The organism is Virgibacillus aidingensis, from assembly GCF_010994035.1.
Taxonomy (GTDB): Bacteria; Bacillota; Bacilli; order Bacillales; family Amphibacillaceae; genus Virgibacillus_N.
On sequence record NZ_WIXN01000037.1, the window covers coordinates 1 to 10,422 of the forward strand.

At 40.2% G+C, this 10,422-nt stretch carries 8 protein-coding genes, 14 tRNA genes and 1 rRNA gene; 22 read left to right on the forward strand and 1 reads right to left on the reverse strand.

Annotated features, from left to right (window positions below; genetic code table 11):
- The first annotated feature begins 234 nt into the window (after positions 1-234).
- From rrf to GHD25_RS19480, 21 genes are all read left to right on the forward strand, one after another.
- Positions 235-350 (forward strand): 5S ribosomal RNA (gene rrf, locus GHD25_RS19380).
- A gap of 13 nt (positions 351-363) precedes the next feature.
- Positions 364-438 (forward strand) — tRNA-Asn (locus GHD25_RS19385).
- Positions 439-441: 3 nt separating this feature from the next.
- Positions 442-533: transfer RNA gene (locus GHD25_RS19390), tRNA-Ser, on the forward strand.
- 22 nt (positions 534-555) lie between these two features.
- Positions 556-630 (forward strand) — tRNA-Glu (locus tag GHD25_RS19395).
- Between the two features lie 4 nt (positions 631-634).
- Positions 635-710 (forward strand) — tRNA-Val (locus tag GHD25_RS19400).
- Between the two features lie 81 nt (positions 711-791).
- Positions 792-868, forward strand: a tRNA-Met gene (locus tag GHD25_RS19405).
- A 108-nt stretch (positions 869-976) separates the two neighbouring features.
- Positions 977-1,053 (forward strand) — tRNA-Asp (locus GHD25_RS19410).
- A 30-nt stretch (positions 1,054-1,083) separates the two neighbouring features.
- A tRNA-Phe gene (locus tag GHD25_RS19415) sits at positions 1,084-1,159 on the forward strand.
- Positions 1,160-1,179: 20 nt separating this feature from the next.
- Positions 1,180-1,264: transfer RNA gene (locus tag GHD25_RS19420), tRNA-Tyr, on the forward strand.
- A gap of 18 nt (positions 1,265-1,282) precedes the next feature.
- Positions 1,283-1,356 (forward strand) — tRNA-Trp (locus GHD25_RS19425).
- Positions 1,357-1,366: 10 nt separating this feature from the next.
- Positions 1,367-1,442: transfer RNA gene (locus tag GHD25_RS19430), tRNA-His, on the forward strand.
- A gap of 15 nt (positions 1,443-1,457) precedes the next feature.
- Positions 1,458-1,532: transfer RNA gene (locus GHD25_RS19435), tRNA-Gln, on the forward strand.
- Between the two features lie 3 nt (positions 1,533-1,535).
- Positions 1,536-1,607, forward strand: a tRNA-Gly gene (locus GHD25_RS19440).
- 17 nt (positions 1,608-1,624) lie between these two features.
- Positions 1,625-1,698: transfer RNA gene (locus GHD25_RS19445), tRNA-Cys, on the forward strand.
- A gap of 11 nt (positions 1,699-1,709) precedes the next feature.
- Positions 1,710-1,795 (forward strand) — tRNA-Leu (locus GHD25_RS19450).
- Between the two features lie 1,168 nt (positions 1,796-2,963).
- Positions 2,964-3,623, forward strand: coding sequence for a DUF429 domain-containing protein (locus GHD25_RS19455; RefSeq protein WP_164219986.1), 660 nt, complete (start codon positions 2,964-2,966; stop codon positions 3,621-3,623).
- 121 nt (positions 3,624-3,744) lie between these two features.
- Positions 3,745-4,197, forward strand: a complete 453-nt coding sequence (locus GHD25_RS19460; protein ID WP_164219988.1) for an SRPBCC family protein — start codon at positions 3,745-3,747, stop codon at positions 4,195-4,197.
- A 244-nt stretch (positions 4,198-4,441) separates the two neighbouring features.
- A complete protein-coding gene (locus GHD25_RS19465) occupies positions 4,442-4,768 on the forward strand; it encodes a hypothetical protein (RefSeq protein ID WP_346426807.1) in 327 nt (108 codons plus the stop codon).
- 563 nt (positions 4,769-5,331) lie between these two features.
- Positions 5,332-6,378 carry an ATP-grasp domain-containing protein gene (locus GHD25_RS19470; protein WP_164219990.1) on the forward strand — a complete coding sequence of 349 codons (1,047 nt, stop codon included), beginning with the start codon at positions 5,332-5,334 and terminating at the stop codon, positions 6,376-6,378.
- 24 nt (positions 6,379-6,402) lie between these two features.
- The gene (locus GHD25_RS19475) at positions 6,403-7,476 is read left to right on the forward strand and encodes a M20 family metallopeptidase (protein ID WP_164219992.1); all 1,074 of its coding nucleotides are present in this window, start codon (positions 6,403-6,405) and stop codon (positions 7,474-7,476) included.
- 119 nt (positions 7,477-7,595) lie between these two features.
- A complete protein-coding gene (locus tag GHD25_RS19480) occupies positions 7,596-8,111 on the forward strand; it encodes a YbaN family protein (RefSeq protein ID WP_240452445.1) in 516 nt (171 codons plus the stop codon).
- Between the two features lie 112 nt (positions 8,112-8,223).
- On the opposite strand, the gene GHD25_RS19485 is transcribed toward GHD25_RS19480, so the two are convergent.
- The gene (locus tag GHD25_RS19485) at positions 8,224-8,883 is read right to left on the reverse strand and encodes a carboxymuconolactone decarboxylase family protein (protein ID WP_164219994.1); all 660 of its coding nucleotides are present in this window, start codon (positions 8,881-8,883) and stop codon (positions 8,224-8,226) included.
- Positions 8,884-9,612: 729 nt separating this feature from the next.
- Here GHD25_RS19485 and GHD25_RS19490 point away from each other — a divergent pair.
- Positions 9,613-10,224 carry an NEAT domain-containing protein gene (locus tag GHD25_RS19490; RefSeq protein WP_164220000.1) on the forward strand — a complete coding sequence of 204 codons (612 nt, stop codon included), beginning with the start codon at positions 9,613-9,615 and terminating at the stop codon, positions 10,222-10,224.
- Positions 10,225-10,422: the final 198 nt, after the last annotated feature.

Genomic DNA, 10,422 nt, shown 5'->3' on the forward strand with positions numbered 1-10,422 from the left:
AGGTTGATAGGTCCGGGGTGGAAGCGTGGTGACACGTGGAGCTGACGGATACTAATAGATCGAGGACTTAACTAAACCAATAAATATGTCGTTCTATGCTCTTATTTAGTTTTCAAGGTATAAAATTATACATAGTAATGTAATTTTACTTGATTTTTTGCAGAAAACAATTATAATAATGGTTGTCACTGAATTTGCGGGTGACTGCTGGTAAAGATATGTTTTTCCTAAAAGTCTGGTAGCAATAGCGGAGAGGTCACACCTGTTCCCATGCCGAACACAGAAGTTAAGCTCTCCAGCGCCGATGGTAGTTGGGGCTTTGCCCCTGCAAGAGTAGGACGCCGCCAGGCTGATAATTTTCTTTCCACAGTAGCTCAGTGGTAGAGCAATCGGCTGTTAACCGATCGGTCGTAGGTTCGAATCCTACCTGTGGAGCCACATGGAGAGCTGTCCGAGTGGCCGAAGGAGCACGATTGGAAATCGTGTAGGCCGTTATCACGGCCTCGAGGGTTCGAATCCCTCGCTCTCCGCCACTTTTACATACCATATAAAAATGGCCCGTTGGTCAAGCGGTTAAGACACCGCCCTTTCACGGCGGTAACACGGGTTCGAATCCCGTACGGGTCACCAACATGGAGGATTAGCTCAGCTGGGAGAGCACTTGCCTTACAAGCAAGGGGTCGCAGGTTCGAGCCCTGCATCCTCCACCATTTGCTTAAATTTATGAGCGCTTATTTTTTAAAGTAATAGTATGGTAAGCATCTAAGTGTAATTTAATATTTCTCTCATATCGCGGGGTGGAGCAGTCTGGTAGCTCGTTGGGCTCATAACCCAAAGGTCGCAGGTTCAAATCCTGCCCCCGCAACCAAAACAATTCAACTTACTGCGTTGAGCGCTTCAAAGTTAGTTTGAAATTATGTTGGATAAAATTTTATGCTAATTCAAGCTCTGTGTAGTATATTTTAAATTAAGATAAGGTCCGGTAGTTCAGTTGGTTAGAATGCCTGCCTGTCACGCAGGAGGTCGCGGGTTCGAGTCCCGTCCGGACCGCCACTTATATATGATTTCTTAACAATATAATACGGCTCGGTAGCTCAGTCGGTAGAGCAAGGGACTGAAAATCCCTGTGTCGGCGGTTCGATTCCGTCCCGAGCCACCATTTTATTGTATTTTTCATTTGGAGGGGTAGCGAAGTGGCTAAACGCGGCGGACTGTAAATCCGCTCCCTCAGGGTTCGGCAGTTCGAATCTGCCCCCCTCCACCACTTACAATCTCATATAATAGGGGTATAGTTTAATGGTAAAACGAAGGTCTCCAAAACCTTTGATGTGGGTTCGATTCCTACTACCCCTGCCATTCTTTTATGGCGGTCGTGGCGAAGTGGTTAACGCACCGGATTGTGGCTCCGGCATACGTGGGTTCGATCCCCACCGGTCGCCCCATAATATAATAATAATTGGGCCATAGCCAAGCGGTAAGGCATCGGGTTTTGATCCCGTGTATCCTAGGTTCGAATCCTAGTGGCCCAGCCAGATGCGGAAGTAGTTCAGTGGTAGAACACCACCTTGCCAAGGTGGGGGTCGCGGGTTCGAATCCCGTCTTCCGCTCTCTTCTTATTTAACATGGCGGTATAGCCAAGAGGTAAGGCAGAGGACTGCAAATCCTTTACCACCGGTTCGAATCCGGTTACCGCCTCCACTACTTCATATGCCGGTGTGGCGGAATTGGCAGACGCGTGGGACTCAAAATCCCATGTCCTTTGCGGGACGTGTCGGTTCGACCCCGACCACCGGTATTTTTGGTTAGACTGAGTTGGAATATAAAATCCCTAAACGTTGTTAAGACAGTGTTTAGGGATTATTTTTTTAGTCAAAAAAAATCGGAACGATAAAGCATATGTTTTTAAGTTATGCTACACATTTCCAACACACTAATACATATTTATAGAAATTGTTTCATCTTCTTTTCCAGCCACTTTCATGACGCTTATAAGTAAAATCTGGCAATGCATGGCAATCATACAATTATGTAGAAATAGTAATTAAGAATAATTTATACAGGAGACGACATATATGATCGGCTAATAGCTTCCGCTCTATCCATGTGAAAAATAATTATGACTTTGATTTCATCTCTAACTTCAAGTAATAATTAGAAAAAAAGGCAAAGAAATAACGTAACTGAAAAAAATACTAATTTACCCGTAATCCCAATAAGGTCTGTTTTAAACTGACCGTAGAGACTCAAGAAGAGGCTGAAGGACTGGCTGGTTGTTATTTTTACCAACAAAGAGGATATTTTTCCCCTGACAGTGAATATAATTTCTGAGAAGGGAGGCGAAGCCATGAAAAAGAAAATAGCAGCTGTTGCACTTGGAATAGCTTTAGTATTTTCTGTTGCTTCATATGTGGGTGCAGATGCTCAGGAAGCCATGAATAAAGCGGAATTTGTATCAGCATAAGAAAAAGAGTCCTGCGGGGCTCTTTTTCTTATGCTACAGGCGGTTGGAGGTGAAATTCTGTCACGAAGAAAAACCTTCATTTAACTGCGGATAAATCAACAGGGGGTAACAACGAGGAAGTTTGCATTAAAAATAAGTTATGTTCCTTGCCTGTGATGTTAAGCAGCTGATTATTCTGAAGCATGAAGAGATATTTCTGCGTCAATCAGTGTCTGTTCAGCATTTGCTCTAACCAGTCGGAGAGCGCACAAACTTTTAATGTGTGTTTTTTCTCTTCATTATACTTGGTTTCATAAAAACAGTTCTGTATCTGTTTTATAAATCGAAAATTTGAATCCCTGATATAATCAGCATAAATTTAAAAATAATGTTCTCTTAAGGACAGAAATGGTATTATGTTCAAAGGAAACAAATCAAGCAGGAAAGTGCATTCCGGCCGGTGATGCCAATGTAATGATCTCACTTGCCGGGATTAGAAGTTTATCGTGGAAAGGGGGATTTGATGAGAGTTGTAGGGATTGATTTATCCGGGCCGAAGAATCACAGGGATACGGTACTCATGGTGTTTGAAGCAGCAGATAGTCAATTGAGATTTATCAAATGCAGAAACCATATGAGTGATGAAGAAATTTTAAAAGAAATTGCAGATCAATCTCAACTGGATGAAGTTGTTATCGGTATTGATGCTCCTTTGTCTTATGAGGATGGAGGGGGAGACAGGGAATCGGATCGTGCCTTAAGAAAATTTATTGTTGAACTTGGAATGAAGCCTGGTTCGATTATGGCACCTACATTTAATAGAATGGTATATTTGACGTTGAGAGGAATTAGACTCAGCAGAGAAATAGAAAGACAAGCATCATCTAACCCAGTTTCAATTGTAGAAGTACACCCCGGCGCTGTGATTGGTTCCAGATTATCTTCCATAGAAATGAATGATGTTTTAACATATAAACAAGATTTGCAAGTGAGAAAAGCTCTCCTGCCATGGTTTGAACAGCAGCAGCTTATTGGAATTCCGGATACAGCAGCTGAACAGACCCATGCTATTGATGCTTGTGCAGCAGCCTTGGGTGCCTGGCATTGGGGGGATCACACATGCACACCTAAATGGAGATATGCTGCCAAACCGCCTTTACATCCTTATGATTTTTGCTGTTAGCGGGAAGATAAAATAATGAAGTAAATGGCTGTTAAGTCTAAATTGGGTAGACAAGGACAATGAATTCAGTGCTCAAGCACCTACTGGCCGATATAAAATACGTTTGATAGGAGGGTTCAACGTGAGTCTGCATTTTGAAGTGAAACAAACAATTCAGGTGCCCAAAGAAGAAGTATTTGAAAGTATACTTGATTCTAATGCTGCGCATCATTGGAAACAGGGAATAGTCCGGATAGAACGTTTGGATGATGGACCAATCAAACCTGGAAGTGAGTTGAAAGAAACAAGGAAGGTGTTTAATAAAGAAGCATATGAGCATTTTGAGGTAGTTGAGCTTTCTGAACCGGAAAAAGTTGTACTTCGCTGTGATGGAACTAAAAGTACAACGGGGCAGGGAGAATATATTATTACATATCAAATCACTTCGTCAGGGGAGGTTTCCCGGATTATACTAAATGGCGAGATTAAGGGTGTTACTGGTTTGTCAAAGTTATTTGGCAAGCTGACTGCCGGGTCTTTTAAAAAAACATATGAAAAAGATTTGGAAGCATTAAAGGATTATTTAGAGAACTGATCAAGATGGGTCTCAGCCAAATGGGCCGGAGAGGCAGGAAATAGGGAAGACCGTGTTAACCAAAAAAATGGGCCCTTCAACATAGTGAAAAAGAGACAGGTTTTGCTTAAGACTTATACACGACAAGGTAATCTCAAGTATACCGTCCGCTTGGAAACTTCTAATAAATTAAGGTTCTTTACTGTACGGTATGGTAAAATATAATCAGGTATATTTTATCAGCACAAATCTGCTTGAAATGGAGGTGAGTTTATTGAAAGTATCGACAATCTTGAAATGGGTCACTGGGGGCCTGGAAGCTGTTTGGGCTATTCCCATTATTGGCGGTACTGTTATCGTCAGTCTGGCGTGGACGCCATTAGTTGTAATGCTTGCACTACATATTATTACTTTAATTTTTTCCATTAATGAAAAACGCAGGATCCATGGAAGTGTTTTGGGAATTATTACATCAGTAGTGGGATGGATTCCTGTTGTAGGCTGGATTATGCATATTATTACAGCAGTTTTTCTTATGATTGATGCCTACCAGACAAATAAACGCGACCAAATTGTCGTAAAAGAAATGTAAAGGAGCTGCCAAATATTTAGAAGACATCTTTTAATATTGGTGGTTGAAAGCTACTGAGATAAGCCCTTTTGAGGCCAAGCAAAAAAGCAGGATGATTAGAATCCTGCTTTTTTATTGGCTCAGGCTTCTCTTTTTTAATGGCATTCTAAGTGGAGCCCCCCATGCTTCATCTATATACTGCTTACCCCATGCATATTTTACAATTCTTCCATTACATCAATTCGCATCCCGATAAACAGGGTGGAGCCTATTAAAAAGCTCACATCCTCCCTCGCAGGTTTTAAATCGGTTTTTTTAGGATATTGTATATTATCCAAGTTCCCAAAAGGTGTATAAAAAGGAGGAGTCTTTTAGGGTATTATTGATATTTCAAGAAAAAAATCATTATCACTAATAAGAAAATCAAACAACACAGCTCGGCAATAATGAAAAAATCTGCACAAACACATGTATCGCAATAAAGCTGCCGGTGAAAGCTGACAAAAAAGTCTTCCATTCGCCTGCAAAGAATCCCCGGAAAACGATTTAGATAAAACCCATTAACAGATAAGAGGTGTATCAGCATGAATATTTTAATGACATCAAGTGCCAGAAGAATCGATTTTGTAGGTTTTTTTCATGATGCGCTGAGAAGTGTGGGCATAAGTGGAAAAGTAATCACGGCGGATCCCGAGCATAATGCACCGTCTTTGCAAATGGGAGATGAAAGCTATGTAATCCCGCATCAAACAGACCCTCGTTTTATCGATGGGATTTTTGAAATTTGCAGGAAACATAAGGTGGATTGTCTGGTTCCATTAAATGATTTGGAAATTCCCAAAATATCCGCCCATAAAGAGAAATTTAAAGAAATGGGTATTTCCGTTTTTGCGCCGGATTTGCCTGTGGTTAATAAGGTGCGGGACAAGGGAAAGTACCGTGAACTGCTTAAAAGTTTTGATGTGAAGGCTCCCCTTTCCTATCTTAATCTGGAAGATGCAGAGAGGGCATTGAAACAAAAAGAGGTGTTCTTTCCGCTAATTGTTAAACCGCGTAACGGTTCTGCTTCCATTGGGATCGAATTCGTTTATAGTGTGGAAGATATGAAATTTGCTTACGAGCATGCTGTAAAAGAGATTAAGGAAACATCTTTAAATGAAGCCACTTATAAAAAGCCCGATGATAATATGATTATACAGGAAGTGATTGAAGGAGATAAATTCAGTGTGGATATGTTCAATGACCTGGAAGGAAATCATCTGGCTTCCTTTGTCCGAAAACAATTGGCTATGCGGGGCGGTGACGTGGACCGCACTATTACTGTAAACGAGCCTGAATTACAAGCTATTGCGAAAAGAACTGGTGAAAACCTCGGCCATGCCGGCTATATGAATGCGGATGTATATGATGATGGAGAAAATTATTATGTGATTGATATTAATCCCCGTTTTGGGGGCGGTTACTCTTTTACCCATAAAGCAGGTGCAAATATTCCTGCTGCAATTGTTGCCCTTGCGGCTGGCAAAGAGGTAAAAGATGAGTGGCTGACACAGAATTCAGATATGGAACTCGCTCGCCATGATGTCGTAGCACAAATAGATGCAAATAAAGTAAAGGATATTTTTAAGTAATAATTAATAGATAGGAGGTTTAAGATGGGTGATCCAATTCCATTGCTTGAAAAACTTATAGAAATAGACAGTTCGGAGAAACCGGGAATAAATAAAGCGATGGATTATTGTGAAGCATGGCTGAAAGACCAGGGGCTGCCCGTTGATAAATTGGAAAATGAAGGTTATAAGATGCTTGTCTGTGAGATTGGCAATGGAGAAAATACCATCGTTTTTAATGGGCATATAGATGTGATTGAAGCAGAAGAATATCAGTTTGAGCCGTACATTAATGATGGAAAGATGTACGGCCGCGGCTCTGTGGATATGAAAGCCGGCGTGGCATCCATGATGGAGACGGTTGCCCAGCTGAAGGAAAGTAATTTATCAACCAAAGTCATGCTGCAAATTGTACCTGATGAGGAAACGGGCGGAAACCATGGTACCCGGTTTTTAACGGAGAATGGGTATTTGGGCGATTTCATTATTTGCGGAGAACCAACGCATATGGGAATCGCGATACAATCAAAAGGTGTGCTGCAGCTGGATTTTAATATCCGCGGCAAACCGGCACATGGAAGCCGTCCCTGGGAGGGAGTTAATGCCATTACGAATGCGTATAAAATCTTTGAACAAATTCTTAAGCTCCCTTTTGCAGAAGAGTCCTCGTCCATGTTTGAGAAACCGTCCATTAATCTGGCTAAATTAAAAGCTGGCACCGTATATAATAAAGTCCCGGAAAGCTGTAAGATGTCACTGGATATCAGGTACTTGCCAAATCAATTTCCCGATGACATTCTGGAACAAATTGAGGAGGTTACTGATGGAGAGGTAAAGATTCACCAAAGCAAGGGACCGGTTAAAACAAAGGAAGATAACCCATATGTACAGGCTTTGGCAGAATCGGTAAAAAATCAAACCGACCTGGAAAGGGTAAATATCTTTGGGCAGCATGGGTCAAATGATGGCCAGTATTTTACAGAGTACGGAGGATCTGCTGTGGAATTCGGCCCGGTAGGTTATGATTGGCATGGTGACAAAGAACTGGTGTACGTGGATTCTGTAAGAGAATACCAGCAGGTACTGGAGGATTTTACGAAAAACTATAATAGCAGATAGGGAAAAAATGGGGATATCGCGACGCTCTCTACCCGGTATCTATTTTGCAATAATTTATGAAATGTCATTGATTATTCAAAATTGTTTCTTTGAATTAAAGCTGATTTCACTGTATAATTATGTCAGTGGAAGTATTTTGCTGTCTTCATTCGGCGGCATATAAGATCAAAAATAAGGTAAGGTGGATTACCATAAAAAATATAAAGAGTGTTATTTTTGTTGTGTTAGGCTTTATTTCATTTGGGGTTGGCGTAGCTGGTGCAGTTTTACCTGTTTTGCCGGGCGGACCGTTTTTCCTGTTCGCTGCTTTTTGCTTTGGGAAAAGCTCCAAAAGAGTGGAAAATTGGTTTAAGGGAACAACTTTTTATAAAGAATATGTTGTACGGCTTCGCGAAAATAAAGGCATGACAAGAAAAGAAAAAATTCGCATCAACCTCATCGCCGATGCTTTCATTATATTTTCTGTCATCTATGTGGACATGATATTTGTCAAAGTTATTATGGTTATGCTTTGTATGATAAAGCATTATTACTTTATCAGGAAAATCCCAACGGTTACCCCGGAAGAGGCTAAAGACATCAGAGCTGCCCTGAGTAACCGGCAGAATATAGACCTCACAAAGTTGAATGCATAAACTTGTGAGGTCTTTTTTATTATCTTTGCTAATGGAAGCAAATAAAAATGTGGTAATGAAGCAGTATTGTTTATTGATGCCAGTTGTATAATTTACTTAAGATATTTTTTGCTTATTCTCCATCCTGAAAGCTCTGGATCAAATTAGCCATGTGAGCGTATGAAGCGCCTGCACGTATTGCGGAAGTGACCATGATGGCTTCAGCCAGCTCTTCACTTGTTGCGCCAAGGCGATCCGCATTTTTTGTATGTACGTCAATGCAGTAAGGGCATTGCGTAGCACTCCCTACAGCAACGGCAATAATTTCTTTAAATTTCGCACTTAATTTCCCTGCTTTTACAGATGCGCTGCTAAATGCTTGATAGCCTTTAAAACCATCAGGTGCAAATTTGCCTAATTGTCCTAAATGCTTCAAATTGGACCGGGCATAGAGTACATCAGATGCCTCTTTATCTTTTGCCCCATGCAAGTGGGTGCTGTGAGTAACGGTGCCCCCAGCTTCCACCCCGGCAGCTGCAAATACAGCTTCTGCCAGCTCTTCCAAAGTTGCTCCTGCTTTTTTGGCATTTTTTGTGTGTGCGTCAATACAATATGGGCATTGGGTCACATGGGTGATTGCAACAGCAATGATTTCTTTTTCTTTTACTGTTAATGCCCCATCTTTAAAAACAGCATGATTAAATTCATTAAATTCCTTTAATTGTTCCGGAGCCAAATCTTTTAATTGAGCCAAATGCTTTGTGTTTTCTTTTTGATATAAATCAGCAGACATAGTGAAAATCCTCCTTTATTTTATATAACAGTTTCGATAAATGTACTCCATTTAAGGGTTCCTTTCAACTTATATAATTTTATTTTCACTTTCTAAAAGATTTTTTGCGGCGGGATCTAGCTTCGTTCTTTTTTCTCTGTAAAAAAACTGTGACTCTATACCACTAGACATTCATTAAGAATAAAAGTTGAAAAGTTGTCATAAAACAATCGGGATTCCTTTCCTATTATATTCTGTCGTCCTGGCTGTGTTTAATACGGCTTTTTTTTATTTGTGCATTGCTTTGGTGTGATAGAGAAGAAATATATGAAGTTAAGATCAATCCTAATATCTATCGGTAAAGGAAACCTGAAAAAAATAAACCTTCCTCTTACGTGATTTTAATCACAACCTCAATTTTAACGCTATATTATACTAGCCATGTACAGCTGAACAATACTCAATGAATTACATAAATACGAAAGACAGTGTAGTTATGTACAGCAAAAAGTACATTTTTAATAGTAGTAATTTGTTAATATGTCGTTTTTGTGTATTCATCGTTTATTGTTCCAAAAACCCTTATTCGTACATGTGGGATTTGTCGAGCATAAAAAATCATCTAAGCTGGTAGGTTTCATAGGAATCTCTTTGTATTTATGCTTTGTAAAGTTTTCTTATTTAGTTATTTATTAGCTCGGCAGAAGTTAAGGGCAGCTTTTACTTAAAAACTGATAGGAGGAAAAGAGGATGAAAATTAGATTTCCCATATTAACGTCAATTACGGCAATAATTTTAGCAATCTTTTTTGTAACACCTGTGTCTGCACAAATTGCAGATGGTACGTATGAGGTAGATTATGAAGTGAAAGAGGATGGAACTGACAATACATCACTTTCAGACGGTTATTTTACAAAGCCAGCGACACTAACTGTAGAAAATAGCGTACAGCATATTCAGTTATCCATTACAGGAAGTAATTATGTTGAATCCCTTTCTGTACCATCAGGTCCGGTGGAGGTCGTCAGTGAAGATACAGAAAATCATATTCGGGTTGTTAAATTCAGAGTAGATGGTGATCTCTCCCAGCCAGTTAATATGGATATGACTATTAATGTTCCAGAAATGAATATGGAGAATTTCCAGCCTTCAGCCCAAGCTGTTTTTGATGTTAGTGAATTACCACAAGCCGGATCAACTGCAGAACAGGAGTCAGATGATGACGGTAGCGAAGCAAGCGGGGGAGCAGTAGAAAACCCGCCAACCGGCGATAACTCATCAATTGCACTATATGCTTTCTTAGTGCTTGGATCAGGAATTGCTTTATTTGTAATTTGGAAGTTACGGCCTGCAAGGAACTAACTAATCTTAAAGGAGAGAACACAGAATGAAAAAATACTTTAATATACTGCTTGCTGCAATTATTGCTTTCTTTACAGTACCGATTACTGATTATACTGTGCTGGCAGATACTGGTGGTAATTCTTTAGTTGTAAGCGTCAAATAAATCCCACCTACTTATGCAGGTGGGATTAGTTGTATACTCTATTTAGACTTAAT

Coding starts and splice junctions, on each gene's coding strand:
- GHD25_RS19455 (WP_164219986.1), top strand. CDS start 2,964: ATGAGAGTTGTAGGGATTGATTTATCCGGGCCGAAGAATCACAGGGAT.
- GHD25_RS19470 (WP_164219990.1), top strand. CDS start 5,332: ATGAATATTTTAATGACATCAAGTGCCAGAAGAATCGATTTTGTAGGT.
- GHD25_RS19475 (WP_164219992.1), top strand. CDS start 6,403: ATGGGTGATCCAATTCCATTGCTTGAAAAACTTATAGAAATAGACAGT.
- GHD25_RS19480 (WP_240452445.1), top strand. CDS start 7,596: ATGTCAGTGGAAGTATTTTGCTGTCTTCATTCGGCGGCATATAAGATC.
- GHD25_RS19485 (WP_164219994.1), bottom strand. CDS start 8,883: ATGTCTGCTGATTTATATCAAAAAGAAAACACAAAGCATTTGGCTCAA.
- GHD25_RS19490 (WP_164220000.1), top strand. CDS start 9,613: ATGAAAATTAGATTTCCCATATTAACGTCAATTACGGCAATAATTTTA.